This window comes from Streptomyces colonosanans (assembly GCF_001866645.1).
GTDB classification, from domain to species: Bacteria; Actinomycetota; Actinomycetes; order Streptomycetales; family Streptomycetaceae; genus Streptomyces; species Streptomyces colonosanans.
The window spans coordinates 85,354-109,246 of sequence record NZ_MLYP01000043.1 but is presented as its reverse complement, the minus strand read 5'-3'; the positions used below and the strand labels follow the sequence as shown (position 1 = coordinate 109,246).

Below are 23,893 nucleotides of genomic sequence, written 5' to 3'. Positions count from 1 at the left end.
TGATCATGTAGTGGTCATTAGTTAGACACACTATTGAAACGGGCGTACGGTGGTGTACATGCCGGAGCTCAGTCACCGACGAAGCCTGCTGGTGCTCGCGATCTGCTGTATGAGCCTGCTGATCGTGAGCCTCGACAACACCATCCTGAACGTGGCGCTGCCCTCGATGCAGAGGGAGCTGCACGCCAAGGTGGCCGGACTGCAGTGGACGATCGACGCGTACACGCTCGTGCTGGCCTCGCTGCTGATGCTCGCGGGCTCCACCGCCGACCGGATCGGCCGCAAGCGTGTCTTCATAGCGGGGCTCGTCGTCTTCAGCCTCGGCTCGCTGCTGTGCTCTCTGGCCCCCGACCTGGAGTCGCTCGTCGCCTTCCGCATGGTGCAGGCGGTGGGCGGCTCGATGCTCAACCCGGTGGCCATGTCGATCATCACCAACACGTTCACCGACGCCCGCGAACGGGCCCGCGCGATCGGCGTGTGGGGTGCCGTGGTCGGCATATCGATGGCCGCGGGCCCCCTGGTCGGCGGGCTGCTGGTGGAGTCCGTCGGCTGGCGGTCGATCTTCTGGGTCAACCTCCCGGTCGGCCTGGCGGCGATCCTCCTGACCCTTCGCTTCATCCCCGAGTCCCGGGCCCCGAAGCCCCGCCGCCCCGACCCCGTCGGCCAGTTGCTGGTGATCGCCCTGTTCGGCTGCCTGACCTACACGATCATCGAGGCCCCGAACTCCGGCCTCGCCACGATCCTGCCGTTCGGCGCGGTCGCATTCGCCGCACTGCTGGGTTTGCTCCGGTACGAGCCGCGCCGCACCGAACCCCTCATCGACCTGCGCTTCTTCCGCTCTGCGCCGTTCAGCGGGGCCACGGCGATCGCGATCAGCGCGTTCGCGGCGCTGGGCGGCTTCCTGTTCCTGTCCACGCTCTACCTGCAGAACGTGCGCGGTCTGGACGCCCTGCACGCGGGCCTGTGGATGCTTCCTATGGCGGTACCGACCTTCCTGTGCGCACCGTTGTCCGGCCGGCTGATCGGCAGCCGCGGCCCGCGCCTGCCGCTCCTGATCGCGGGCTGCGCGATGACCACGAGCGCCGTGCTGTTCGCCGCCTTCGAGGCGGAGACGTCGAACGTCACGCTCTGCATCGGGTACGTGCTGTTCGGCATCGGCTTCGGCTTCGTCAACGCCCCCATCACCAACACGGCCGTCTCCGGTATGCCCCGTGCCCAGGCCGGAGTCGCCGCCGCCGTCGCCTCCACCAGCCGCCAGCTCGGCCAGACCCTCGGTGTCGCGGTGGTCGGCGCGGTGCTGGCCGCGGGCGCGGGCGTGGGCTCCTCTCCGTACCGGGACACCTTCGTCGCCGCCGCCCGCCCCGGCTGGTGGATCCTCACGGCCTGCGGTGTCGCTGTGCTGGCCCTGGGCGGGCTCACCACAGGCCGGTGGGGTCGGCGTACAGCCGAGCGGACCGCCGAGCGGCTGGAGTCGGCGGAGGTGCGGGAAGCCGCCGGCATCTCCGCGTAGGCACGCTACAGAGCGGCCCGCTCCAGTGTCGGGACTCCCGTGAGTTCTTGCAGTACAGGCCGTCCTTTTCTGACCTGCGGTACTGGTGAGCGGGGGTTCACTCGATCGCCTGGAGACTTCGACGTTCCGTCGAGATTCCTGACGGTCTGCCGCTATCCATGACGCATGGTCGTTCACAGTGAGCTGAGGCGTCGATGACGCTCGCGGTCGTCCGGTCGATCGGAACATCGCGGCGGCTGGCGACGGCACAGGAGTACGAGGACTTCGAGCAGGAGCTGGTCGACCAGTTCCTACTTGCAGGCGTCGGCGCCGGTATGACGGATGGTTCAATCGCCGACGACCGGCGGGCGATCTTTGAGTTCGTGAGGTTCCTCGGCCGGCCGGTGTGGACCACGGGCCCGGAAGACGCCGACCGGTTCCTCGCGGATCAGCGCAAGGTCAAACGGCTCGCGCACAGCACGGTCCAGAGCAAGGCGTGGACGCTCGCGCAGTTCTTCGACTTCCTGATCGCCCGCTACCAGGGCGACATCCATGCGCTGACCGGTCACGTGCTGGTGCAGCCGATCGACGAGTTCAACCGCCCCGCCAAGAGCGAGTACGGAACGCAGCGGATCCCACCGTCCGAGGCAGAGGTCGACCAGCTGTTCAACGGGTGGCGGGAGTCGTTGGGGAGCGCGAGGAAGTTCCTGCCCGCGGCCCGGGACTACATAGTGGCCTCGCTGTGGCGGCGGGTCGGGACGCGCATGACCGAGACGCTCAAGCTGGACATCCGGGACTGGCGGCCGGACCTGGGCGACTTCGGGAAGCTGCACGTCCGGCACGGCAAGGGCAGTCGCGGGCGCGGGCCGAAAGGCCGACTGGTGCCCGCCATCAACTCGACTGACGCCCTGATGGACTGGTGGCTCGGCGACGTACGGCACCAGTTCGGTGACGACTATGACAACCCCGACGCCCCGATGTTCCCCAGCGAGCGCCGCGACCCCCTGACCGGGTTCTGTCTCCGGGCCGGTGACGACGCGCTGCGGTCGGGCTTGAAGTGCGCGGTGGCGACCTTCCTTCCCGCCTGGGCCGGGCGCCTGACACCGCACGTGCTACGGCACTTCTGTGCGTCCTCGCTCTACCTGCAAGGCGTCGACTTGAAGGCGGTCCAAGAGCTTTTGGGCCACGAATGGCTGTCCACTACGACCCGGTACATCCACGTACACGAGAACCACATCGAACAGACGTGGGCGACGGCGAACCAGCGGGTCACAGACCGGCTGGGCCTGGGCTGAGGAAGAGATTATGCGCTGGAACTTGCGGATGAAAGCCGCCGGGCAGGGGATCTGGAAGTCCACCGAGATGCGCCGGCGCCTGGCGGATGCCGGGCTGGAGATCAGCACGGGCAAGATGTCGGCGTTGTGGACGGGGACGCCCACAACGGTTCGGCTCGATGACCTGGACATCATCTGCTTGGTGTTGAAGTGCACGACGGCGGACCTGCTGGTCCACGAGCCGGAGGTGGCGGCGGCCAGGAGGCCACAGGACGAGCTGCAGGCTGCGACCGGGGCCACGCCGGTGGTGCCGCGGCTGGGCCGCGGCCGGACCCTTCCGCCGCTCTGATGGCGCCGCCGAGGACCTGCCCACGGTGCCGCCAACGGCCCGTGTCCAGCCAGGGCGCGAAGTACTGCCATCGCTGTCGGCCGCAACCGTGCGACCCGCCGCCGTGCCGTAAGTGCGGATCGACCGAGGACTACTGGACCGCGTTCAAGTGCCGTAACTGTTACCGCGGATCGTCAGCAGAACGTCCGGCGTCCTGCCCGGACTGCTTCGCCTGGGGGATGCTGCGGCGCTACGGCAAGATGTGCGTCGGGTGCAGGGGCTGGCGTCGGCTGTACCCGAACGCCGCCCATGCCGGATCTGCGGTCGCGTCCTTCACCTGGGCGAGACCGGCGCGTGTCGGCTGTGCACCAAGCAAGCCCCGATGCTGCGGCCCCGCCGCCATGCCCTCGACCTGGAAGGGGCGAACCGACATGGGCAGCAGTTGTACTTCGCGGACACGGAACGGCGCTTGCAGCTGCTGAACCCGAAGTCGTCGCGGATTCGGCCCGAGCCGGCTCCGCAGCCTCCGCCCCCGCTGGTGCCAGCAGGGCACCGGCAGCTCGTCCTGTTCCCACCGTCCGGCCGGGACCTGCGGCGCGGCCAAGAGCGCGGCTTCCCCGACGTTGACGCACCCGAGGTAGCAGCGGCGCTGAAGGCCGCGGTCGGCGACTACGCGCATCACCATGGCCTGGAGTACAGCACCGCCTGGGGCCTGGACCGCGGGCTGCGAGTTCTGCTGAGCATCCATGACACGCCCGGCGCCCGGTTCTTGGCGTCCGACGTCCTGTTGCTGCGGGACCTGTTCCTCCCGGTCAGGCCCCTGCTGAGGCTGCTCACCCAGCTCGACATGCTCGACGACGACCGCACACCGAACATCGTCCCCTGGTTCCGCGAGCGTACCGCCGGGCTTCCCGAACCCATGGTCGGCGAACTCACCACCTGGTTCGAACTGAAGCTGTCGGGCAGTAACACCGCACCGCGCGTCAAAGCGCGACCGCACCGGTGGATTCAGCGGATGGTGACCAAAGCGCTGCCCGCCCTCCAGGCGTGGGCGGACCAGGACAAGGACTCACTGAGATCTATCACCCGGGCCGACGTCGTCGCGGTCCTGCCCAACAGCGGAACCCCACGCGTCGACATGCTCCAGGGCCTGCGGCACATCCTGCGGCCACTGAAGAACCAGCGCGTCATCTTCACCGACCCCACCGCCCGGATCTTCTGTGGCATGCCGAGCACCACCATTCCCCTGCCCGTCGAGACCGACGATCTCCGCAGAATCCTGCACGATCAGGAGGCGCCGCGCGCGGCCCTGGCAGCCTTGGCCATCTTCCACGCGCTCACCTCTGGGCAACTGCGCAGGCTGAAGACCACCGACCTGCGCGATGGGCGGCTGTTCCTGCCGAACCGGACTGTCCTGCTCGCCGAACCCGCGCGTACTCGTCTGGCGGCCTACCTGGACTACCGGAACCGGCGCTGGCCCGCACCGCCAACCCCCACCTGTTCGTCTCCCAGACCACGGGCTGCGGTGTGGAGCCGGTCAGCCACGTCTGGATCAACGACGTGCTCGGCATACCCACCAGTCGGCTCCGGGAGGACCGCCTCCTCCACGAGGCCGAGGCCACCGGCGGCGACCCCCGCCGCATCTGCGACTTGTTCGGCCTGTCCGTCGGCGCAGCCCTGCGCTACACCGGCACCGTCGACCAGGCTGGCCTCGTCGAATACAACCTCCGCAACGCCGGACCACGCCCCAGAAGGTCGTCAGGAATGTAAGTCCCTTTGGGCGATGGAGAGGTACTCCTCACGGGCCGTGGTGTAGCTGTTCCCCACTCCAGCAGAACAGCATGACGGTGGGCCGCCCTTGGGTTGCGCCGGTTCCGCTCAGGCGGCGCGGCGGGTCTTGCGGCGGCGTACCGCGACGGTGGTGCAGCCACCGACGGCGATCAGTGCGGCGGCCACACCGGCGATCGCCCCGGTGTCGTCGTTCGTACCGGTCTCGGCGAGGCCGGTCCCCTTGTCCGTAGTCGGCTGGGCGCGGATGAGTGGGAACCGCACCCCCCTTTCCCATCCGCTTGCCCCATCAGGTACCTTGCATCGCATGGAACCCGGTGATTCGACCAAGCAGGCCCGGGCAGCCGCCCAGCTGCGCAAGGGTGTCCTGGAGTACTGCGTACTCGCCCTGATGCGGGACCGCCCCCGCTACGGCGTGGAACTCCTCCACGCCCTGGAGGACTCCGGTGCCCTGGCCACCAGCCAGGGCACGGTCTACCCGCTGCTCTCCCGGCTCCGCCGCGACGACCTGGTCACCACCACGTGGCAGGAGTCCGCCTCCGGACCACCCCGTCGCTACTACGCGCTCACCGACAGCGGCCGGGCCGCACTCGACGAGTTCGCCCGCGTCTGGCCCGGCTTCCGCAACACCGTCGACAGCTTCCTGACCACCCCGCACCCCTCCACCGGAGACCTCGCATGAAGACCCCTGCCGACCCCGTACGCGACTACCTCGCCGCCGTCGAGCGTGAGGCCTCCGCACTCCCCGCCGACCGTCGCCAGGAACTCCTCGCCGACCTCGCCGAACACATCGAGGTGACACGTGCCGAACACCCCGACGCCGCGACCGGCGAGGTCCTGTCGGAGCTGGGGGACCCCCGCACGATCGCGGCGACGGCGCTGGCCGAGGCGGGGAACGGGGCCACCGGGGGCCCGGCCCGGGGCAGTGCTGGTGCACCCGCCCGGCGCGGCAAGGTGCACCCCCTGGTCCCGCTCCTGATGCTCACCCTCTCGCTGCCCTTCATGATGGTCTTCCCAGACCATCCCGGCCCGCTGTTCGGCGTCCTGTTCCGCATCACCGGCGCGGTACTTCTCTGCACCTCAGTGCACTGGATCGCCGTCCAGAAGACCACCGGCGTCATGCTTACCGCCGCCCTGCCGACTGCCGTCATCGTCACCTGGAACCTGTCCAGCGGCGGCCCGGCGGGTGACACCCCGGCTCTCCTGGCCAACCTGGCGATGCTCGCCCTGGTGGCCGGCACGGCAGCATGGCTCTGGCGGGTCCGCCGCGCCTGAGACGCTGTTTCCGGTCTGCGGGTTTGTCGCCTCGGCCCCGCCGGTTCGGTAGGTCCGGACGAACCCCGGCCCGGCGGAGTAGGTTTACGTGTGGTCTGCCCGTCAGTTCGGCTTCGAGCTCCCTCCGGAAAACTCGAACCCACGGCCTTTCGCTATGGCGTGCAGCTTCTCCAGCCTCTTCCGCGACTCCTCGTCGGCGGGCGCGTAGGTGACCATGCGCGGCCCGTTGTGCGGCCCCAGCCACAGATCCGTGTGGTCCACGACCAGCGGACCCACGAGGGCGTTGTCAGGACCCTTCCTCCTCGGCCCGGCGTGCCCGCAGGGTCCGTACCTTGTGGCGGTTGCCGCAGTGCTCCATGGAGCACCAGCGGCGGCGGCCGGGCCGGGAGGCGTCGACGTACACCAACTGGCAGTCGGCGGCGGCGCACGTGCGGATGCGCTGCGCGTGGGGGCCGGTGAGCAGGTCCACGGCATCGCGGGCGACGGTGGACAGCAGCTGGGCGCCGCTGCCGGGCCCCGCCCAGGCTCGGGCCCCGTCGGTACCGATGGCCGGGGCCAGGGGTGGCAGCGCGGCCGCTTCGTTGAGGAGGCGTACGTCGTCCGGGGCGCCCGGCGTCCCTTCCGTTCGCGCGACGACGATCCGCCACAGCGCGTCCCGCACCGCGCGCGCCGCCGTGAGCTCGTCCTCGGTGATCCGCAAAACGGGCGTGGGTACCAGCCGGGACCGCCCGGCCCACGCCGCGAGATCGACGGGCGTGTGCAGCCACTCGTACCGCCGGAAGGCGCCCGGGCCTCCGGTGGGAAGCAGCTCCAGGCTCAGGGCGCCCGGGTCGAAGCGGTAGGCGGCCCCGGTGTGGGACCGCAGCACGAGCCCGGGCGTTTCGGATCGGTCACTGGACGACGGCACCATGTAACCAATATAAACGGTTACATGACAGCACTGGAGTGGAAACTGGTCGTCGACACGCGCAACGCCCCCGCCCTGGCGGACTTCTGGGCGGCGGCGCTGGCGTACCAGGTGGAGGACAACAGCGCACTGATCACCGGCCTGCTGGCGGCGGGCCGGCTCCCCGAGGCGGCGGTCGCGGAGCACAACGGCACTCGCGTCTTCCGGGGCTTCGCCGCCATCCGGCACCCCGACGACCCGTACGACAAGGCCACCGGCATCGGCCGGGGCCGCCGCATCCTCTTCCAGGACGTGCCCGAGCCGAAGCCCGCGAAGAACCGCCTGCACATCGACGTCCACGCCGGCCCGGACGCCCGCGACGCCACGGTGGCACGCCTGGAGGCCCTGGGCGCGACCCGCGTCGAGGAGGTGGACAAGGGTCCGGCGGGCCACTGGTGGCTCATGTGCGACCCGGAGGGCAACGAGTTCTGCGTGGCGTAGGCGCGCGAGCCCCGGCACACAGAACGCCGGGCGGGCTGGATCGCTCCAGCCCGCCCGGCGCCCGGGAAGTACCTGCCTAGCAGCCCAGGAGCCGCGCGGCCAGGTAGCCCTCGATCTGGTCGAGGGAGACGCGCTCCTGCTTCATCGAGTCACGCTCACGCACCGTCACCGCGTTGTCGTCCAGCGTGTCGAAGTCGACCGTCACGCAGTACGGCGTGCCGATCTCGTCCTGGCGGCGGTAGCGGCGGCCGATGGCACCCGCGTCGTCGAACTCGATGTTCCAGTGCTTGCGCAGGGCCTGGGCCAGCCCCTTCGCCTTCGGGGACAGCTCCGGGTTCCGGGACAGCGGCAGCACGGCCACCTTCACCGGCGCCAGGCGGTGGTCCAGGCGCAGCACCGTGCGCTTCTCCATCTTGCCCTTGGCGTTCGGGGCCTCGTCCTCGACGTAGGCGTCGAGGAGGAACGCCAGCATCGCGCGGCCGACACCGGCCGCCGGCTCGATGACGAACGGGGTCCAGCGCTCGCCCGCCTCCTGGTCGAAGTAGGAGAGGTCCTGGCCGGAGCCCTCGGCGTGCGCGGAGAGGTCGTAGTCCGTGCGGTTGGCGACGCCCTCCAGCTCACCCCACTCCGAGCCGCCGAACTGGAAGCGGTACTCGATGTCGGCGGTGCGCTTGGAGTAGTGGGAGAGCTTCTCCTTCGGGTGCTCGTACCAGCGCATGTTCTCCTCGCGCAGGCCGAGACCCGTGTACCAGTTCCAGCGCTCCTGCATCCAGTACTCGTGCCACTTCTCGTCCTCGCCCGGCTTGACGAAGAACTCCATCTCCATCTGCTCGAACTCGCGCGTCCGGAAGATGAAGTTGCCCGGCGTGATCTCGTTGCGGAACGACTTGCCCATCTGCGCGATACCGAACGGCGGCTTGCGGCGCGAGGTCTGCTGGACCTGGGCGAAGTTGGTGAAGATGCCCTGCGCGGTCTCGGGGCGCAGGTAGGCGATCGAGCCGCTGTCCTGCGTCGGGCCGAGGTGGGTGGAGAGCAGGCCCGAGAACTGCTTGGGCTCGGTGAACTGGCCCTTGTTGCCGCAGTTGGGGCAGTTGATGTCGGCGAGGCCGTTCTCCGGGAGGCGGTTGTGCTTGGCCTCGTACGCCTCTTCCAGGTGGTCGGCGCGGAAACGCTTGTGACACGAGGTGCACTCGGTGAGCGGGTCGGTGAAGGTGGCGACGTGACCGGAGGCCATCCAGACCTCGGTCGCCAGGATCACCGACGAGTCGATACCGACGACGTCCTCGCGCGACGTCACCATGTAGCGCCACCACTGACGCTTGAGGTTCTCCTTGAGCTCGACACCCAGCGGTCCGTAGTCCCAGGCGGCACGCTGGCCGCCGTAGATCTCGCTGCAGGGGAATACGAAGCCACGGCGCTTGCTCAGGCTGACGATGGTGTCGATCTTGTCGGCGGCCACGGTGCTCTCTTCATTACGACGACGGGCGACGAAGCGACTGCTGCAGAGCATTGCTTCAGAGCTGAATGCTTCAGGTTACCGGCGAGGGCTCCCCTTCAATCAAATCGGTAGGGCACCCGGAGCGGGACCCCGGGAGTGCGCCGAGTCGGCAGCCGGACGCTTGTTGACAACGGTTTCCATGTTTGTTGAAAATGAGTGTCATGAACGTACGGCAACGCCTCATACCCGGGACCGCTCTCGCGACGGCCACTGCGCTGGGCCTCGGGGCTCTCACCGGCTGCTCCTCCGACACAGCCACGAACAGCAGCGGCAAGTTCGACGTCGTCGCGTCCTTCTACCCGATGGCGTTCCTCGCCGAGCAGATCGGCGGCACGTACGTCCACGTCACCAGTCTCACCCAGCCCGGCCAGGAGCCGCACGACCTGGAGATCAGCTTCAAGCAGACTGTGCAGCTCGACAAGTCCGATGCCGTGCTCTACCTCAAGGGGCTGCAGCCCGCCGTCGACGAGGCGGTGGCCCAGTCCGGGGTCGGGACGAAGATCGACGCCGCCTCCCTGACCTCCCTGGAGCAGCACGGCAACGAGGTCGGCGGCCACGCGGCGGAGCATGACGCCCACGAGGGCGAGGAGTCCGGCGGCAAGGACCCCCACATCTGGCTCGACCCGGTGCGCTACGCCGAGGTCGCCAAGGGCGTCGGCAAGGCCTTCGAGAAGGCCGACCCACAGCACGCGGACGCGTACCGGAAGAACACCGACGCGCTCGTCAAGAAGCTCGACGCTCTCGATACCCGGTACGAGCAAGGCCTCAAGAACACGAAGAGCAAGGTCTTCATCACCACGCACGCCGCCTTCGGCTACCTCGCCGAGCGCTACGGCCTCACCGAGGAGGCCGTCAACGGCCTGGACCCGGAATCCGAGCCCAGCGCCGCCCGCGTCAGGGACCTTCAGAAGACGGCGAAGGCCGACGGTGTCTCCACCGTCTTCTACGAGACGCTCGTCAGCGACAAGACCGCGAAGACCATCGCCGAGGACTCGAACCTGAAGACGGACGTCCTCGACCCGATCGAGGGCATCACCTCCCGGTCCCGCGGCACCGACTACTTCCAGGTCATGGAGGCCAACCTCAAGGCACTGCAGACGGCCCTGGGAACCAAGTGATCGTCATGGAGAACACTATGGAAGAGTCCGTCATACGCTTGCGCGGCGTACGCGCCGACCTGGGCTCGCGCCCGGTCCTGCGCGGCATCGATCTCACCGTGCACCGCGGTGAGGTCGTCGCGCTGCTCGGCGCGAACGGCTCGGGCAAGTCGACCGCCGTACGCAGCATCATCGGCCAGGTGCCGCTGAGCGCCGGCGAGATCGAACTGTTCGACACCCCGCGGCGCCGCTTCCGCGACTGGCGGCGCGTCGGGTACGTGCCGCAGCGCACGACCGCCGCGGGCGGTGTGCCCGCCACAGTGACCGAGGTCGTCTCCTCCGGCCGCCTGTCGCGCGCCCGCTTCGGCATCCTGCGCAAGGCCGACCGCGAGGCCGTACGGCGGGCCCTGGAGCAGGTCGGCATGGCGGACCGGGCGAAGGACTCGGTGAGCGCCCTGTCCGGCGGCCAGCACCAGCGCGTGCTGATCGCCCGCGCGCTCGCCTCCGAACCCGAGCTGCTGATCATGGACGAGCCGATGGCGGGCGTCGACCTGGCGAGCCAGGAGGTGCTCGCCGAGACGCTGAAGGGCCAGGTGGCGGCCGGTGCGACCGTACTGCTGGTGCTGCACGAACTGGGCCCCCTGGAGCCGCTGATCGACCGCGCGGTCGTCCTGCGCGACGGCTGCGTCCTGCACGACGGCCCGCCCCCCAAGGCCGTGGGCCAGCATGCCCTGCCCGGCCATGACCACGTACACCCGCACGACGCCGCGGGCACCGAACCGATCCGCACGGGACTGCTGAGCTGATGGACTTTCTGAACTACGCCTTCATGCAGCGGGCGCTCCTGGCCTCCGTCCTGGTCGGCATCACGGCCCCCGCGGTCGGCATCTACCTCGTACAGCGCCGCCAGGCCCTGATGGGCGACGGCATCGGCCATGTGGCGATGACCGGCGTCGGCCTCGGCTTCCTCCTGTCCACCTCCCCGGTGTGGATGGCGACGATCGTCTCGGTTCTCGGCGCGGTCCTGATGGAACTGATCCGCTGGTACGGCAGGACGCGCGGCGACATCGCCCTAGCGATGCTCTTCTACGGCGGTATGGCCGGCGGCGTGATGCTCATCAATCTCGCGCCGGGCGGCTCGAACGCGAACCTGACGTCGTACCTGTTCGGCTCGCTGTCGACGGTGTCGCAGTCGGACGTCGTCGCGATCTGCCTGCTGGCGGCCTTCGTCGTCCTGGTCACCCTCGGTCTGCGCCGGCAGCTCTTCGCGGTCAGCCAGGACGAGGAGTTCGCGCGGGTGACGGGCCTGCCGGTGCGGGCACTGAACCTGCTGACGGCGGTCACGGCAGCGGTGACCGTCACCGTCGCCATGCGCGTGGTCGGTCTCCTCCTGGTGTCCGCCCTGATGGTGGTCCCGGTGGCGGCGGCGCAGCAGTTGACCCGCAGCTTCGCGGCGACCTTCGCGATCGCGGTCGCCATCGGCGTGACCGTCACCCTCAGCGGCACGATCACGTCGTACTACCAGTACGTGCCGCCCGGTGCGACGATCGTGCTGCTGGCGATCGCCGCGTTCATCGCGATGACGGCGCTCGCCACCCCGCTGGCCCGTCGCCGCGCCCGGGCGGCCGCTGCCGCCGCACAGGCCGCCGGCGACCCGGTGGAGTGCGCGATTCCGGCCACCCGAAAGGCAAGAGGCGAGGCCGGAGTCTGACCGCGCGCAGTCCGGGCTGGCACAATGGCCCGGCAGGCGCAGATGCAAGGAGGCAACGGTGACGACCGCCGGCCCGCCCGTACGGGGACGATCCACCCGCCAGCGTGCAGCCGTGGCTGCGGCGCTCGACGAGGTCGACGAGTTCCGCAGCGCGCAGGAGCTCCACGACATGCTCAAGCACAAGGGCGACTCGGTCGGGCTCACCACGGTCTACCGCACCCTGCAGTCCCTCGCCGAGGCGGGTGAGGTCGACGTTCTGCGCACGTCCGAGGGTGAATCGGTCTACCGCCGCTGCTCGACCGGTGAACACCACCACCATCTGGTCTGCCGCGTCTGCGGCAAGGCGGTCGAGGTCGAGGGCCCGGCCGTGGAGAAGTGGGCCGAGGCGATCGCCGCGGAGCACGGCTACGTCAACGTGGCGCACACGGTGGAGATCTTCGGGACGTGCGCGGGGTGCGCGGGGGCCGCGGCCGAAGGCTGACGACCGCGACGGCGGCACGGGCTCAGGGCAGCATGTCGCCCCGGTTCACGCAAGAGTAGGAGCCGTCGTCGTCGCGCCCCACGCTGTCGTACGACCAGCAGTGCAGCATCGGGGCGAGCGTCCACATGCGCAGAGCCATAAGGACCCCCAGGACGGCGACGGCCGCCCACCCCCCGTACGACCGCCGTCCGGCGAGCGCCAGTCCACCGACGGTGAGCAGCACCGCGAAGGCGAGCGCGTAGACGGCCAGCGGCGCCAGGTTGTCCCGCAACCCCGGGAACGACTCCATTTCGATCGTGCAGACGAAGCCGAAAAGTACGACGAGCGCCGCGAAGCCGAAGACGGCGGCTGCCGCACAGCCACTGACGACGCGGGCGGCACCAGTGGCTTGACGACGCTCAGCAGGACGAACGGCTTCGGGGCCTCCCGGTAACGGGGGCCCCGCATCCCGCCCCATGTCCATGTCCATGTCCATGCGGCGGGATCCTAGCGAAGGGAGTCAGTCCTCCTGCCGGCCCTCCATGGCCAGCAGCTCCTCGTTCGGGATCGCCCCGCCGAAGCGGCGGTCGCGGGAGGCGAACTCCACGCACGCCCGCCACAGGTCACGCCGGTCGAAGTCGGGCCACAGCACGTCCTGGAAGATCATCTCGGCGTAAGCGCTCTGCCAGATCAGGTAGTTGGAGGTGCGCTGCTCGCCGCTCGGCCGCAGGAACATGTCCACGTCCGGCATGTCCGGGTAGTAGAGGTACTTCGCGAAGGTCTTCTCCGTGACCTTCGCCGGGTCGAGCCTGCCCGCCTTCACGTCCGCCGCCAGGGCCTGCGCCGCGTCCGCGAGCTCGGCACGGCCGCCGTAGTTCATGCAGAAGTAGAGCGTGAGCCTGTCGTTGTCCTTGGTCTGCTCCTGGGCGACCTGGAGTTCCTTGGCCACCGACTTCCACAGCTTGGGCATCCGGCCCACCCAGCGCACCCGGATACCGAGCTCGTCGAGCTGGTCGCGGCTCTTGCGGATGAAGTCGCGGTTGAAGTTCATCAGGAAGCGCACCTCGTCCGGTGAACGCCTCCAGTTCTCGGTGGAGAAGGCGTACAGGGAGATGTTCCCGACGCCCATCTCGATCGCGCCCTGCAGCACGTCCACGACGCGCTCGGCGCCGACCTTGTGCCCCTCGGTGCGCGGCAGCCCGCGCTCCTTGGCCCACCGCCCGTTCCCGTCCATGACGATCGCCACATGGTTCGGGATCAGCTCGCCGGGGAGCTTCGGCGGGCGGGCCCCCGACGGGTGCGGCTCCGGGGTCGTGTACTCACGGCGCTGGCGTCCCAGGATCCCGCGTACAACCATGTGCTCTCGTCTCCTCTTACGTGCTTACTTCTCTACGTAACGCAGCGAGCGAAGCCCGCGCTCCAGGTGCCAGTGCAGATACGCGGACACCAGCCCGCTCCCCTCCCGGACGTACCGCGGCTCGCACGCGTCCGCGGTCCCCCAGTCGCCCGTCAGCAGCGCGCCGAGCAGTTCGAGGGCCCGGGGCGAGGGTACGACGCTGCCGGGCACCCGGCAGTCGCCGCACACAGAGCCGCCGGACGCCACCGAGAAGAACCGGTTGGGTCCGGGCATGCCGCATTTCGCGCAGTCGCCGAAGCTGGGCGCGTAGCCGTTGACGGCGAGGGAGCGCAGCAGGAAGGCGTCGAGGACGAGGTGCGGCGCGTGCTCGCCACGGGCGAGCGTGCGCAGCCCGCCGACGAGCAGCAGATACTGCTGGACCGCCGGCTCCCCCTCGTGATCGGTGAACCGCTCGGCGGTCTCCAGCATGGCGGTCCCGGCGGTGTAGCGGGCGTAGTCGGTCACGATCCCGCCACCGTAGGGAGCTATGGTCTCGCTCTGCGTGCACAGCGGCAGCCCGCGCCCCACCAGCTCGCCCCCCCGCGCGAAGAACTGCACGTCCACATGCGAGAAGGGCTCCAGCCGGGCCCCGAACTTCGACTTGGTCCGCCGCACCCCGCGCGCCACGGCACGTACCCGCCCGTGCCCGCGCGTGAGCAGCGTGATGATCCGGTCCGCCTCACCCAGCTTCTGGGTGCGCAGCACAATGCCGTCGTCGCGGAACAGACTCATGGACCCCATTCTCGCCTACGCCGGGAGCACCCCCGCCCCCGTTCGCCGGGGTACGCGTTTCAGGGCACCTCACCGCGACTGCGGGCGTTGGCGTACGCGGTCGCCGCGCGGAGGCGTTCCGTCGGCGTAGCGGGGCGTACGGCCTCCGGCTCGACGTCCCACTCCCTTCCCCCGCCGTACGGTCTCAGCTGTACGTACGGGCTCTCGTGCCCCATCACCACGCCCACCCTTCCGGTGCGGACATCGACGGCGTACGACCCGATCGGCGGCTTCATCCCGCCTCCGCGACCCGCTGCGGGCGCAGGGCCGCCGCCAGCCGGGCGGCGACATCGACGGAACAGCCACCCAATTCCACGATCGGGCGGGGAACCTCACGCGCAACACTTGCCGGGTCGAGCCGGAGTGACGGCAATGTAATTCCCGCGTTCGCGAGCACCGCCCGCAAATCCTTCACTGTTTCCTCCGCCTCCTCGACGCAGCGCGCCGAGTGTCGTCCACCGGGTGATACGTGTACCGCAGCCACCGTGCTCCCCTTTCTTTTCCAGCTTTACACTTTGCATCTCCATGGTGACGCTCCGCACCTACACTCGGCAGGTGTCTGTGCCCTACAAGTGCGAGGCAGCGGAGGGACGGTGGGCCATGGCCAACGGTTCGCGCCAGGCGGCATGGGAGTTCTTCGGCGCGGAGCTGAAACGCCGGCGGGAGGACGCGGGATTCACCCAAGTCGAGCTGGGGGTGAGGGTTTTCGTCTCCGGCGGCTATGTCGGCCAATTCGAACAGGCTATTCGCAAACCACAGTTGGACGTGGCCCAGCGGATCGACGAGGTCCTGCAAACCGATGGTTTTTTCGAGCGCACCTGGCGAAAGCTGATTGATGACAAGCGGTACGCGGATTACTTCGCGGCCGTGGTCGAGCTGGAGCGGACGGCTACGAGGATCTGCGAGTTCGCGCCGACGTTGGTGCCGGGGGTGTTGCAGACGGGTGGGTATGCGCGGGCGGTGACGCTGGCCAACAACCCGTTCGCCACCGACGAGTACGTGGAGGAGACGGTGACCGCGCGACTGGAGCGGTCACGCATCCTGGCCGACGCTACAAGACCCGAGTATTGGGTCGTACTGCACGAGAACGTGCTGCGTATCCCGGTGGGCAGGCCGGAGGCGATGGCGATGCAGCTGGAGCACGTGGCGGAGGCAGGGCGGCAGCGAAAGGTGTTGGTGCAGGTACTGGCGTACCGGCAGGGGGCGCATACTGCCATGAGCGGGATGCTCCAGTTGATGGACTTTGAGGACGCACCGCCAACTGCCTATACAGAGACGTCGTTTTCGGGAACGCTCGTCGACGATCCAGCCGTGGTGAAGCGTGCACAGCGCGCATACGATCTGCTGAGGGCCGTCGCGCTGTCGCCAGAGGCGTCCCTTGCCCTGATCGACTCGGCGGCGGAGGACTTCAGACGATGCGCGAGTACGACCTGAGCAACGCCCGCTGGCGCAAGAGCACGCACAGCGACGGCAACGGCGGCAGCTGCGTCGAGGTCGCGTACGACTTCCCCGGCGCCGCCCGCTGGCGCAAGAGCAGCTACAGCAACGGCGAGGGCGGCAGCTGCGTCGAGGTCGCCGACGGAATCCCCGGTGTCGTACCGGTCCGCGACAGCAAGGTGCCCGGTGGTGCCGTGCTGCTCTTCGGTTCGGTGGCGTGGACGAAGTTCATCCGTACGGCGGGGACCGCCCGCTTCTAGCCAGTGTCGTGCTTTCACGCCACCCCCAACCCCAGCACCTACCCGACTGCCACCAGCCCCGCCTCGTACGCAATGATCACCAGTTGGACGCGGTCCCTGGCGTCCAGCTTGGTGAGCAGCCGGGTCAGGTACGTCTTCGCCGTGGCCACGCTGATGTACAGCTCGGCGGCTATCTCCGCATTCGACAGGCCGCCGCCCACCAGGGTCAGGACCTCCCGCTCCCGGTCCGTGATGGCCGTCAGGTCGCGGCGGCTGCGGGCCGGTTCCGGGCGGGCCGTGAAGTCCTGGATCAGGCGGCGGGTCACGCTCGGTGCGATCAGCGCGTCGCCGGACGCCACCACCCGTACCGCGCCGATGATGTCGTCCAGCGCCATGTCCTTCACCAGGAACCCGGACGCGCCCGCGCGCAGCGCCCCGTACACGTACTCGTCGTCGTCGAAGGTCGTCAGGACCACGGTCCTCGTGTCCGTCGGGCCTTCCGTGATGCGGCGCGTCGCCTCGATGCCGTCCATCTCCGGCATGCGGATGTCCATCACGACCACGTCCGGGGCAAGTTCCTCGGTCAAGGACACCGCCTCCGCTCCCGTGGCCGCCTCCCCCACCACCTCCACGTCCTCGATGTCGGCCATGACCATGCTCAGCGCCGTACGGATCAGTTGCTGGTCGTCTGCGAGAACCACCCGGACCGTCATCGGGCACCCGCCGGCACCGGCAGCCGCGCGGCCACCCGGAAGCCGCCCTCGGGGCGCGGCGCCGCGCTGAACTGGCCGTGCAGCAGCGCCACCCGCTCGCGCATGCCCGCCAGGCCGAAGCCCGTGTCCGTCGAGGTGCTGCGGCCCCGGCCGTCGTCCGTCACCTCCAGCGCGAGTTCCTCCTCGCCGTAGTCCACGGTCACCCGGCACGCATGCGTACCCGAGTGCCGTACGACGTTGGTGACCGACTCCTGGATGATCCGGAACGCGGACAGGTCGATGTCTGGGGGGAGTTGACGCGGCTCGCCGACGCGCTGCACCTCGACGCGCACCCCCGCCGCGGTCGTCGCCGCGGCCAGCCGGTCCACGTCGTCCAGCCCTGCGGGCTGCGCCGCCGCGGCCGTGTCGTCCCCCTGTCCCGCATCGGCCGCCCGCAGCGCGACCAGCATCCGCCGCAGGCCCGCCAGCGTCTCCCGGCCCGTCGTCTCCACCGCGCGCATCGCCTCGCGTGCCGCCTCCGGCTGGGTCGTCGCCACCCGGGCCGCCGCGCCCGCCTGAAGGGCGATGATGCCGATGCTGTGGGCGACCGTGTCGTGCATCTCGCGGGCTATGCGCAGCCGTTCGGCGGTCACCGCCTGAGCCGCCGTCTGGGCGCTCATCCTCTCCGCGTGCTCGCGGGCATGGCGCGTAGATGTGCCGAGCAGCCAGGCGATCACGGTGACCAGCGCCACGGCCACCTCCGCCGAGATGCCGGCGGGCCACCCGCACAGCAACCTTGTCGCGATGTACACGACCAGGGTGCCGATTCCCATGGCCAGGGCCGCACCAGCGGTGCGGCGCGGCCGGGCCGACGCGATGAAGTACAGCGCCACGATCGGCGTCAGGTACTGCGCCATCGGCAACCCGCCCGCCCCCAGGGTTGCGGTCTCGCAGATCGGGGCCAGGATCAGCCAGGTCAGTGCCGCGAGCGGTCGCCGCTCGAGCAGCCAGGCGCCCACAAGCACCATGACGGTGGACAGCGCATGGATCAGCAGGCCGTCCCAGCGGTACAGCTGGACCGCCGGGAGCTGGTCCGGTTGCCACTCACCAGGAAGCCTGACCCGCGCCAGGAGCGTGAGCAGCATGCTCGTACACCAGACGAGTGTGATCCATGCGCCGGGCGGCACACGCTTGAGCAGAGGCAGCGGCGAAGTGGCGTGCATGCCGTGATCGTAGGTCCGACTCGGCCGGCGGTCATCGTGCCGAGGATGTACAACCACGGTCGACAACCGGCCGCCTGCAGTGTCAGCAGCGGGGCGATGCCCTGCATCCCCCGCCCGCGCGAGCGTGGACCCCGTGATCGAAGTCAGCCAACTCACCAAACGCTACGGCGGCACCATGGCCGTCCGCGACCTGTCCTTCACCGTCCGTCCCGGCCATGTCACCGGCTTCCTCGGCCCGAACGGCGCGGGCAAGACCACCACCCTGCGGATGCTGCTCGGTCTCGTCGAGCCGACCTCCGGAACCGCCACCGTCAGCGGGCACTCCTTCCGCCGGCATCCGCGCGGGCTGCACCATGTCGGTGCCCTTCTGGACGCCGGGGATGTGCACGGCGGGCGGACCGCGCGGGCGCATCTGCAGGCGCTGGCCCGCAGCAACCGCATCCCGGCACGCCGAGTGGAGGAGGTCCTCATCGAGGTGGGGCTCGCGGGGGCCGCGGCACGGCGCCGGATCGGCGGTTACTCGCTGGGTATGAAGCAGCGGCTCGGGATCGCCACCGCCCTGCTCGGCGACCCGCCCGTCCTCCTCTTCGACGAGCCGCTCAACGGGCTTGATCCGGAGGGTGTGTTGTGGGTGCGAGGGCTGTTCCGGAAGCTGGCCGCCGAAGGCCGTACGGTCTTCGTCTCCAGCCACCTCATGTCCGAGATGGAGAACACCGCCGACGAGTTGATCGTCATCGGGCGCGGTGAACTCATCGCCGCCGAGAGCCTCACCGCGTTCGCCGAGCGCGGGACCCGGCCGGCCGTGACCGTCCGCACGCCCGACGCCGGTGCGCTGGCCGACGCGCTGTCGGCGGAGGGCGCGGCGGTTGCGCCGTACGACGAGGAGACGCTGAAGGTCACCGGGCTCAGCTCCGACCGGATCGGGGAGATCGCCTTCGAACATCGTTTTCTGCTACGCGAGTTGGCCACCCAGACCGCTTCCTTGGAGGCCGCCTTCATGGAACTGACCGCCGACAGCGTCGAATACCTCGCCGGAGAGCCCCGATGACGACCGCCCTTGCCCTGCCCGCCGCTCGTTTCACCGACCTGCTGGCCGCCGAGTGGATCAAGCTCCGGTCACTGCGGTCCACTTACTGGGCGCTCGGCTCCAGCGCCCTCGGCATCATCTTCTTCAACGCCAACGCGGCCCGCGCCGACTACACCAACTACCCGCACTACAACGGGGTCGTCCGGGCGCACTTCACCTCCTGGGCGCTACGGGACGCCTTCACGCAGGGCGCCGCCCTGATCCTGGTCCTCGCGGCGGCGAGCATCGGCGCGATCACGATCGTCGGCGAGTACTCGACGGGACTGATCCGTACGACCTTCGCGGCCGTGCCCGACCGGCGGGCGCTGACAACCGCCAAGATGCTCGTCGTGACCGCCGTCATGACGGTGTACGGCGCCGTCATCGCGGGCGCCTCCTTCATCGCGACACAGGCCATCCTCGACGGGCGCGGCCAGGGCCTGTCGATCGGCCACCCCGGCGCGTTGCGGGTGGTCGCGGCATCGGCACTGCTCGCCCCGGTGTCCGCGCTGGTCGGCATGGGGCTGGCTGCGCTGATCCGGCACAGTGCGACCACCATGGTGCTCTCCGTTTTCCTCCTGCTGCTCCTGCCCTCCTTCGTCACCGAGCGCTACCACTGGACGGCCTGCGTCAGGAACGCGCTCCCCTTCAACGCCTGGGCCCGCCTCGTCAATATCGAGTACGGCCATGAGCCGTACACCCTGGTCTCCCGGTATCCGACCACGGTGGCGGGCGGCTGGGTCGTGTTCGCGGTGTGGGCGTCGGTGGCGGCCGTCGTCGCGGTGGTCGCCGTGGACCGCCGCGATGTGTGAGGCGTGCGGCCGGATCAGTCGGACGTGGTGGTGGGTTCGGGCCCGGGGTCCGGATCAGCGGGCCCGCTGGCCTCCCAGAGCACACCGAACCGGTTGATCCGCTCCTCGACGTGCTCCCGCTTCATCTTCAGCGTGGTCTTGGCGGGTACGACCCGCACGTCCGGCTCGGTCTCGTAGCAGAGTTCGCCGTCGAAGATGATGAAGTCGTTCAACGGGGTCATCTGGGCACTCGGTTCCAGCAGCGACCGGACAGCGATCCGCGCGTCGATGCCGAACCGGCGCTGCGTCTCGCACAGTCTTTCCAGGCTCCCGGTGAGATCGCGGGACTCCTCCACGAGGAACAGCCGCCGTACCTCCACTTGGCGCTTCTTGATCGCCTCTCCCTGTGCGGCGAGATAGCGCTTGGCGGGCTCGCTCGACCAGAAGTCCCGGTCCACGTCGGTGCTGGTGGCGTAGATCGTCCTCTTCGCGCACGTGGTGAGGTCTATCAGCCACTCGTGGTTCTCGCCCGGGCAGTCCGCGCTGCCGTTGCTGAGGCTCTCCATCAGCGAGGCGAGGCGGGCGATCTCCTCCTGGGCGAAGGTCTTCACGATCTCCGAGCCCTGCTCGCCGACCTGTGTGTACTTGCGGGCCAGCCGTGTCACCCCGTCGGAACGGAGCACCGAACGGTCCACCTGGCTGAACAGCTCCGTCGCGTCATTGATCTTGGCGAAGCGGTCGTCGACCACCGCGAGCATCTCCGCGTGATGGCCGCCCAGGCGGTCCCTCATCTCACGGATGCGTTTCTTCTGGCCCTCCTCCATGGCCTCCAGCCGCCCCTCGAACTCCACGAGGTACTGGATGATCAGTGCCGCGCCACCCAGGACGACGGACACGGTCAGTTGCCACACCTGGTTCTTGTCCTGGTTCAGGACGTTGGTCAGCACATAGGTGGCGACCCCCACCACGACCGTGATCAGCGTTCTCTTGAACAGCTTCGCTGTCTGCGGCTGGTCCTGGTTCCTCGGCGCGACCCGTACGTCCCCTGACGATGCTCCGTTCATGTCGTTCTCCCCCGTCGGGTGTGTCGTTGGTGCCGCTCCTCAGCGCGTACTCAGCGCTTTGTGCAGCAACGGAACGGCCTGGACGGCCAGTTGGTCACGGATGCGCTGGACCAGGGTCTGCCACTGGCGAGTGAACCCCGGCTCCCGCTCCAGCACGTCCCACAGGTGGCCCAGTGTGTGGTCGACGTGTGCGCGTGGCATCCACAGATGCAGCAGGTGATCGACGGCCGGGCGCAGCGCCAGGACGGCCGAGGGGCCGTCCGCCGCACCGAGCCGGCTGTTGTCCAGCATGTGCACGACGGTTGTCAGCAGCCAGTCGTGCAGGGCGAGGTCCTCGCACAGGCCTGCGGCCGCGGCGGCCGGGGTGTTCTCCGGCAGCCTGAGCGAGACGGTCCGCAGACCGTTCTCGGCCAGGGTGAACCGTTCCAGGGAGGGGCCCTCGCCCTCCGGGGCGCGCCGTGCGGCCCAGCGCAGATGAGTGCGCCGGGACTTGAAAGGTGCCTTGTGGTCGAGCAGCGGATGGCGCAGCAGTTGGGCGAGCAGGCCCTCGGAGATCATTCCCAGGTCCAGTTCGCCGCGTCCGCCGCCGCGTAGGACGCCTTCGGCGGTGGCCTGTTCGGGGAGCTTTCCGAAGGGTTCGACGAGACCGGGCCTGACGAGGTAGTGGCCCCAGGGCCGGCGCGTGTCGGGTCCGCCGGCCGGGGCACTGAAGTAGGCGGTGGCCTGCAGGACGCGGCCCTCGGTGAGTGCGGCGCGGGCGGCCACCGTGCCGACGGCCCGCACCTTGGTGCCGTTCGAGGTGGGCAGTCGGCAGTCCACCCCGGTGAGGACGTCCGGGGAGAGCGCGTACAGGTTGGGCCGTTCGGAGACGCGGACCAGTTCGTCGGCGCGCAGCCTCAGCAGTTGGGCGGCTGCCCGGCCGTCCAGCGCCTGGAAGGACGGCAGCAGGCAGGTGCGCACCTCGCCGCAGGCCAGGACCAAAGGCGCCGACAGTGCCAGGACTCGCATCTCAGGTCTCCCCGTAGGAGAAGGCACCCGCCGACTCCTCGTAGAACACGTAGGTGGCGCGCTGCGCGACCGCGGCCGGCACCGCGGCCCCTTCGCGGGCGGACCGCTCGGCAACCTGCCGCAGTGCGCCGGAGTCGACGTCTATCTGGTCGAGGATGAGCCGGACGGCGTCCTCGACAGGCAGGAAGCGGTTGGCCATCAGCGTGCAGGTGCGGTAGGCGCTGAAGGGCGCCGCTGAGGCGTTGAGCTGGAGCAGTGGAGGCAGTTGGTCCCAGTCGTAGGGGAAGTCGCCGCCGTTCCAGAGACGCGGGATCAGCACGGGCTCGCCGAGGTGGCGCAGCAGGCCGAGGCGGGCCAGCTGCCAGACGGCGGCGAGGAACGGGCAGGACCACAGGCGCTGTTTGTCCTTCTCCGACCACAGTTCGACGTCCATGAACACGGAGTGGTTGCGGGCCGCGGTCTCCTGGGGCGGCTGCCAGCCGGTGGTCTCGGCCATGGCGGTGCGCGTGGCGGGGGTGCGCTGCCCGTTGGCGAGCCAGCCGGTCTGGCTGACGGGCGGGCGGGAACCGTAGCTGCCGGGCGGCGGCGACTCCACGAGGCGGTGCATCACGGCTTCGGCCAGTTCCGTCTTGTCGGCGACGGCACAGCCCGACTCGCGGGCCAGGTAGTCGATGACGAGGCCGGCCCGCTCGGCTTCTTCGAGGACCATCGGGACGAGTTCGGCGGGGGTGGAGAAGCGCCTGAAGTAGTCGTCGATGAGGAAGCAGGTACTGATGCGGGGCCGCTTGCCGCCGATGCGGCGCGCGGCGGAAGCACGGGCGGCGTCCACCCAGATCCGTACTTCGGCGAAGTGCTCGCGCAGCCGCTCGGGGCCGGCCTCGAAGTCCTCCATGTAGAGGTGGCCCAGCTCCAGGGAGAGATGAGCCAGCGGCACGGACTGGGTGCGGGGTTCCGCGGTGGTCTCCCGGAACACGGAATCCGTCACGGCTGCTCCCAGAACTTGTCGTCGGTGAGCCGTCCGGCCAGCTCGCTCAGCGCGTCCCAGGTCTCCCGGTTGGCGATCTGGCTGTCGAGCACGTCCTCGTCGGTGATGAGCTGCTCGCGCCACTGCAGGACGGGCTCCAGAGGCACGGAACCGAGGACCAGGCTGTAGCCGATGCCCTGGGTGGAGGCGAGTTGTTTGAGGTCCCGGTCGCATTCGCGCATCCAGGCCGACTGGGTGGGCGACACCTGCGACCAGAGCGCCGACTCGGGATCGGGGACGGCGGCGCGTACGAAGCGGATGACGTTGCGCAGAGCTTCCTCGTCGTGGCCTCGGGCCACCCCGCCGGCGACGATGCCGCGTTTGCCGAAGACCAGGCTCGCCGCGGCTGCCACATGCTGGCGGGTCCAGCGATGGAACACAAGCCAGCGGGCCTCGACACCACTCATCTCGCGTAGCGAGGTGGCCTCCAGAACCATGTCGACGGCGTAACTGCGGCCGGCGCTGAGGTCGACGATGATCAGGTCGAACTCGCTGTTGAGCCGGAGCAGGAGGTCCACGCAGCGGCGCAGGTTGTCGTCGGTGGTGGCGAACTCGCCGCCGCTGACGTCGCCGGGCATCAGCACCAGACGGCCGGAGCCCGGCGGCCGGGTGCGCAGGACCCGGTGCTCGGTGTCCGACCAGACGTCGATGCGGGCCGGCTCGGCGGCCTCGCCGATCAGATACGAGTGCAGGCCCCGGTCCTCGGCGGCCTGGCGTGCGTCGGGCACGTCGAAGACGGCCGCCGCGGTGGGCGAGCCGAAGTCGAAGTCCAGGTAGCAGACGTCGTCACCGGCCAACGCCCGGTGGTAGGCGAGGTTGGCGCTGGTGACGGACCGGCCCGTGCCTCCCTTGTCGGAGGCCGCGAAGACGAGCAC

General features: G+C 69.5%; 28 protein-coding genes and 1 pseudogene. 15 read left to right on the top strand and 14 right to left on the bottom strand.

The annotated features are described in order from the left end of the window. Window positions 1-58 precede the first annotated feature (58 nt). From BIV24_RS17425 to BIV24_RS17410, 4 genes are all read left to right on the top strand, one after another. Window positions 59-1,510, top strand: coding sequence for an MFS transporter (locus BIV24_RS17425; protein WP_071367293.1), 1,452 nt, complete (start codon window positions 59-61; stop codon window positions 1,508-1,510). A 194-nt stretch (window positions 1,511-1,704) separates the two neighbouring features. After that, on the top strand, window positions 1,705-2,784 hold the full coding sequence (locus BIV24_RS17420; protein WP_071367248.1) for a tyrosine-type recombinase/integrase: 1,080 nt from the start codon (window positions 1,705-1,707) through the stop codon (window positions 2,782-2,784). Window positions 2,785-2,794: 10 nt separating this feature from the next. Beyond that, entirely contained in the window at window positions 2,795-3,112 is a 318-nt protein-coding gene (locus BIV24_RS17415; RefSeq protein WP_071367247.1) for a helix-turn-helix domain-containing protein, read from the top strand. 361 nt (window positions 3,113-3,473) lie between these two features. Next, on the top strand, window positions 3,474-4,907 hold the full coding sequence (locus tag BIV24_RS17410) for a hypothetical protein (protein WP_071367246.1): 1,434 nt from the start codon (window positions 3,474-3,476) through the stop codon (window positions 4,905-4,907). Between the two features lie 62 nt (window positions 4,908-4,969). Here the strand turns inward: BIV24_RS17410 and BIV24_RS33390 are convergent, their stop codons facing one another. After that, window positions 4,970-5,143, bottom strand: a complete 174-nt coding sequence (locus BIV24_RS33390) for an LAETG motif-containing sortase-dependent surface protein (protein ID WP_245766845.1) — start codon at window positions 5,141-5,143, stop codon at window positions 4,970-4,972. A gap of 43 nt (window positions 5,144-5,186) precedes the next feature. On the opposite strand from BIV24_RS33390, the gene BIV24_RS17405 reads away from it, so the two are divergent. Both BIV24_RS17405 and BIV24_RS17400 read left to right on the top strand, forming a co-directional pair. Continuing rightward, a complete protein-coding gene (locus BIV24_RS17405) occupies window positions 5,187-5,561 on the top strand; it encodes a PadR family transcriptional regulator (RefSeq protein WP_071367245.1) in 375 nt (124 codons plus the stop codon). After that, window positions 5,558-6,154: an HAAS signaling domain-containing protein gene (locus BIV24_RS17400; RefSeq protein ID WP_071367244.1), complete on the top strand. Its 597-nt coding sequence runs from the start codon at window positions 5,558-5,560 to the stop codon at window positions 6,152-6,154. Before BIV24_RS17405 ends, BIV24_RS17400 begins: the two co-directional genes overlap by 4 nt. 102 nt (window positions 6,155-6,256) lie before the next feature. Here BIV24_RS17400 and BIV24_RS34460 read toward each other — a convergent pair. Both BIV24_RS34460 and BIV24_RS17395 read right to left on the bottom strand, forming a co-directional pair. Next, a pseudogene (locus BIV24_RS34460) lies at window positions 6,257-6,466 on the bottom strand (hypothetical protein); the annotation flags it as partial. Further along, a complete protein-coding gene (locus tag BIV24_RS17395; RefSeq protein ID WP_071367243.1) occupies window positions 6,441-7,064 on the bottom strand; it encodes a CGNR zinc finger domain-containing protein in 624 nt (207 codons plus the stop codon). The gene BIV24_RS17395 and the pseudogene BIV24_RS34460, both read right to left, overlap by 26 nt. A gap of 21 nt (window positions 7,065-7,085) precedes the next feature. Between BIV24_RS17395 and BIV24_RS17390 the strand changes: the two genes are divergently transcribed. Next, window positions 7,086-7,541 carry a VOC family protein gene (locus tag BIV24_RS17390; RefSeq protein ID WP_071367242.1) on the top strand — a complete coding sequence of 152 codons (456 nt, stop codon included), beginning with the start codon at window positions 7,086-7,088 and terminating at the stop codon, window positions 7,539-7,541. A 76-nt stretch (window positions 7,542-7,617) separates the two neighbouring features. On the opposite strand, the gene BIV24_RS17385 is transcribed toward BIV24_RS17390, so the two are convergent. Further along, complete coding sequence (locus tag BIV24_RS17385; protein WP_071367241.1) at window positions 7,618-9,000, bottom strand: glycine--tRNA ligase; 1,383 nt, start codon at window positions 8,998-9,000, stop codon at window positions 7,618-7,620. A gap of 200 nt (window positions 9,001-9,200) precedes the next feature. On the opposite strand from BIV24_RS17385, the gene BIV24_RS17380 reads away from it, so the two are divergent. Genes BIV24_RS17380 through BIV24_RS17365 form a run of 4 tightly spaced genes read left to right on the top strand, consistent with a single transcriptional unit; the run spans window position 9,201 to window position 12,328 of the window. After that, window positions 9,201-10,157: a metal ABC transporter substrate-binding protein gene (locus tag BIV24_RS17380; RefSeq protein WP_071367240.1), complete on the top strand. Its 957-nt coding sequence runs from the start codon at window positions 9,201-9,203 to the stop codon at window positions 10,155-10,157. Between the two features lie 17 nt (window positions 10,158-10,174). Continuing rightward, the gene (locus tag BIV24_RS17375) at window positions 10,175-10,942 is read left to right on the top strand and encodes a metal ABC transporter ATP-binding protein (protein WP_071367239.1); all 768 of its coding nucleotides are present in this window, start codon (window positions 10,175-10,177) and stop codon (window positions 10,940-10,942) included. Next, a complete protein-coding gene (locus tag BIV24_RS17370; protein WP_071367238.1) occupies window positions 10,942-11,847 on the top strand; it encodes a metal ABC transporter permease in 906 nt (301 codons plus the stop codon). Before BIV24_RS17375 ends, BIV24_RS17370 begins: the two co-directional genes overlap by 1 nt. 58 nt (window positions 11,848-11,905) lie before the next feature. Next, on the top strand, window positions 11,906-12,328 hold the full coding sequence (locus BIV24_RS17365; RefSeq protein ID WP_071367237.1) for a Fur family transcriptional regulator: 423 nt from the start codon (window positions 11,906-11,908) through the stop codon (window positions 12,326-12,328). 22 nt (window positions 12,329-12,350) lie between these two features. Here BIV24_RS17365 and BIV24_RS17360 read toward each other — a convergent pair whose 3' ends face one another. The 4 genes from BIV24_RS17360 to BIV24_RS17345 are packed head-to-tail and all read right to left on the bottom strand — an operon-like array spanning window position 12,351 to window position 14,710. Further along, complete coding sequence (locus tag BIV24_RS17360) at window positions 12,351-12,803, bottom strand: hypothetical protein (RefSeq protein WP_071367236.1); 453 nt, start codon at window positions 12,801-12,803, stop codon at window positions 12,351-12,353. A gap of 24 nt (window positions 12,804-12,827) precedes the next feature. Then, a complete protein-coding gene (locus BIV24_RS17355) occupies window positions 12,828-13,664 on the bottom strand; it encodes an isoprenyl transferase (protein ID WP_071367235.1) in 837 nt (278 codons plus the stop codon). 24 nt (window positions 13,665-13,688) lie between these two features. After that, on the bottom strand, window positions 13,689-14,435 hold the full coding sequence (recO, locus tag BIV24_RS17350) for a DNA repair protein RecO (RefSeq protein ID WP_071367234.1): 747 nt from the start codon (window positions 14,433-14,435) through the stop codon (window positions 13,689-13,691). Window positions 14,436-14,494: 59 nt separating this feature from the next. Continuing rightward, on the bottom strand, window positions 14,495-14,710 hold the full coding sequence (locus tag BIV24_RS17345) for a hypothetical protein (protein ID WP_071367233.1): 216 nt from the start codon (window positions 14,708-14,710) through the stop codon (window positions 14,495-14,497). Between the two features lie 364 nt (window positions 14,711-15,074). On the opposite strand from BIV24_RS17345, the gene BIV24_RS17340 reads away from it, so the two are divergent. Both BIV24_RS17340 and BIV24_RS17335 read left to right on the top strand, forming a co-directional pair. Continuing rightward, window positions 15,075-15,908, top strand: coding sequence for a helix-turn-helix domain-containing protein (locus BIV24_RS17340; RefSeq protein ID WP_071367232.1), 834 nt, complete (start codon window positions 15,075-15,077; stop codon window positions 15,906-15,908). Further along, a complete protein-coding gene (locus BIV24_RS17335) occupies window positions 15,890-16,171 on the top strand; it encodes a DUF397 domain-containing protein (protein ID WP_071367231.1) in 282 nt (93 codons plus the stop codon). The genes BIV24_RS17340 and BIV24_RS17335 overlap by 19 nt, the downstream gene beginning before the upstream one ends. A 38-nt stretch (window positions 16,172-16,209) precedes the next feature. Here the strand turns inward: BIV24_RS17335 and BIV24_RS17330 are convergent, their stop codons facing one another. Both BIV24_RS17330 and BIV24_RS17325 read right to left on the bottom strand, forming a co-directional pair. Beyond that, window positions 16,210-16,863 carry a response regulator gene (locus tag BIV24_RS17330; protein ID WP_071367230.1) on the bottom strand — a complete coding sequence of 218 codons (654 nt, stop codon included), beginning with the start codon at window positions 16,861-16,863 and terminating at the stop codon, window positions 16,210-16,212. Then, window positions 16,860-18,065, bottom strand: coding sequence for a sensor histidine kinase (locus BIV24_RS17325; protein ID WP_071367229.1), 1,206 nt, complete (start codon window positions 18,063-18,065; stop codon window positions 16,860-16,862). Before BIV24_RS17325 ends, BIV24_RS17330 begins: the two co-directional genes overlap by 4 nt. Before the next feature lie 133 nt (window positions 18,066-18,198). Here BIV24_RS17325 and BIV24_RS17320 point away from each other — a divergent pair, with 133 nt between their 5' ends. Together BIV24_RS17320 and BIV24_RS17315 are read left to right on the top strand one after the other, a co-directional pair. Beyond that, window positions 18,199-19,113 (top strand): ABC transporter ATP-binding protein, encoded by a 915-nt coding sequence (locus BIV24_RS17320; RefSeq protein WP_177198750.1) that lies wholly within the window; start codon window positions 18,199-18,201, stop codon window positions 19,111-19,113. Then, window positions 19,110-19,943 carry an ABC transporter permease gene (locus BIV24_RS17315; RefSeq protein WP_071367228.1) on the top strand — a complete coding sequence of 278 codons (834 nt, stop codon included), beginning with the start codon at window positions 19,110-19,112 and terminating at the stop codon, window positions 19,941-19,943. The genes BIV24_RS17320 and BIV24_RS17315 overlap by 4 nt, the downstream gene beginning before the upstream one ends. A gap of 14 nt (window positions 19,944-19,957) precedes the next feature. Here the strand turns inward: BIV24_RS17315 and BIV24_RS17310 are convergent, their stop codons facing one another. From BIV24_RS17310 to BIV24_RS17295, 4 genes are read right to left on the bottom strand one after another with little or no spacing between them, the layout of a single operon-like run. Beyond that, window positions 19,958-20,986 (bottom strand): hypothetical protein, encoded by a 1,029-nt coding sequence (locus tag BIV24_RS17310; protein ID WP_071367227.1) that lies wholly within the window; start codon window positions 20,984-20,986, stop codon window positions 19,958-19,960. Window positions 20,987-21,025: 39 nt separating this feature from the next. Then, entirely contained in the window at window positions 21,026-21,994 is a 969-nt protein-coding gene (locus tag BIV24_RS17305; protein WP_071367226.1) for an SCO2521 family protein, read from the bottom strand. Between the two features lies 1 nt (window position 21,995). After that, complete coding sequence (locus tag BIV24_RS17300; protein ID WP_071367225.1) at window positions 21,996-22,979, bottom strand: SCO2522 family protein; 984 nt, start codon at window positions 22,977-22,979, stop codon at window positions 21,996-21,998. After that, window positions 22,976-23,893 (bottom strand): SCO2523 family variant P-loop protein, encoded by a 918-nt coding sequence (locus tag BIV24_RS17295; protein WP_071367224.1) that lies wholly within the window; start codon window positions 23,891-23,893, stop codon window positions 22,976-22,978. Before BIV24_RS17295 ends, BIV24_RS17300 begins: the two co-directional genes overlap by 4 nt.

What these genes read in the sequence shown, in the direction of transcription:
- BIV24_RS17425 (WP_071367293.1), top strand. Translation starts at nt 59, where the DNA reads ATGCCGGAGCTCAGTCACCGACGAAGCCTGCTGGTGCTCGCGATCTGC.
- BIV24_RS17420 (WP_071367248.1), top strand. Translation starts at nt 1,705, where the DNA reads ATGACGCTCGCGGTCGTCCGGTCGATCGGAACATCGCGGCGGCTGGCG.
- BIV24_RS17415 (WP_071367247.1), top strand. Translation starts at nt 2,795, where the DNA reads ATGCGCTGGAACTTGCGGATGAAAGCCGCCGGGCAGGGGATCTGGAAG.
- BIV24_RS17410 (WP_071367246.1), top strand. Translation starts at nt 3,474, where the DNA reads ATGCTGCGGCCCCGCCGCCATGCCCTCGACCTGGAAGGGGCGAACCGA.
- BIV24_RS17405 (WP_071367245.1), top strand. Translation starts at nt 5,187, where the DNA reads ATGGAACCCGGTGATTCGACCAAGCAGGCCCGGGCAGCCGCCCAGCTG.
- BIV24_RS17400 (WP_071367244.1), top strand. Translation starts at nt 5,558, where the DNA reads ATGAAGACCCCTGCCGACCCCGTACGCGACTACCTCGCCGCCGTCGAG.
- BIV24_RS17395 (WP_071367243.1), bottom strand. Translation starts at nt 7,064, where the DNA reads ATGGTGCCGTCGTCCAGTGACCGATCCGAAACGCCCGGGCTCGTGCTG.
- BIV24_RS17390 (WP_071367242.1), top strand. Translation starts at nt 7,086, where the DNA reads ATGACAGCACTGGAGTGGAAACTGGTCGTCGACACGCGCAACGCCCCC.
- BIV24_RS17380 (WP_071367240.1), top strand. Translation starts at nt 9,201, where the DNA reads ATGAACGTACGGCAACGCCTCATACCCGGGACCGCTCTCGCGACGGCC.
- BIV24_RS17375 (WP_071367239.1), top strand. Translation starts at nt 10,175, where the DNA reads ATGGAAGAGTCCGTCATACGCTTGCGCGGCGTACGCGCCGACCTGGGC.
- BIV24_RS17370 (WP_071367238.1), top strand. Translation starts at nt 10,942, where the DNA reads ATGGACTTTCTGAACTACGCCTTCATGCAGCGGGCGCTCCTGGCCTCC.
- BIV24_RS17360 (WP_071367236.1), bottom strand. Translation starts at nt 12,803, where the DNA reads ATGGACATGGACATGGACATGGGGCGGGATGCGGGGCCCCCGTTACCG.
- BIV24_RS17355 (WP_071367235.1), bottom strand. Translation starts at nt 13,664, where the DNA reads ATGGTTGTACGCGGGATCCTGGGACGCCAGCGCCGTGAGTACACGACC.
- recO (WP_071367234.1), bottom strand. Translation starts at nt 14,435, where the DNA reads ATGAGTCTGTTCCGCGACGACGGCATTGTGCTGCGCACCCAGAAGCTG.
- BIV24_RS17345 (WP_071367233.1), bottom strand. Translation starts at nt 14,710, where the DNA reads ATGAAGCCGCCGATCGGGTCGTACGCCGTCGATGTCCGCACCGGAAGG.
- BIV24_RS17340 (WP_071367232.1), top strand. Translation starts at nt 15,075, where the DNA reads ATGGCCAACGGTTCGCGCCAGGCGGCATGGGAGTTCTTCGGCGCGGAG.
- BIV24_RS17335 (WP_071367231.1), top strand. Translation starts at nt 15,890, where the DNA reads ATGCGCGAGTACGACCTGAGCAACGCCCGCTGGCGCAAGAGCACGCAC.
- BIV24_RS17330 (WP_071367230.1), bottom strand. Translation starts at nt 16,863, where the DNA reads ATGACGGTCCGGGTGGTTCTCGCAGACGACCAGCAACTGATCCGTACG.
- BIV24_RS17325 (WP_071367229.1), bottom strand. Translation starts at nt 18,065, where the DNA reads ATGCACGCCACTTCGCCGCTGCCTCTGCTCAAGCGTGTGCCGCCCGGC.
- BIV24_RS17315 (WP_071367228.1), top strand. Translation starts at nt 19,110, where the DNA reads ATGACGACCGCCCTTGCCCTGCCCGCCGCTCGTTTCACCGACCTGCTG.
- BIV24_RS17310 (WP_071367227.1), bottom strand. Translation starts at nt 20,986, where the DNA reads ATGAACGGAGCATCGTCAGGGGACGTACGGGTCGCGCCGAGGAACCAG.
- BIV24_RS17305 (WP_071367226.1), bottom strand. Translation starts at nt 21,994, where the DNA reads ATGCGAGTCCTGGCACTGTCGGCGCCTTTGGTCCTGGCCTGCGGCGAG.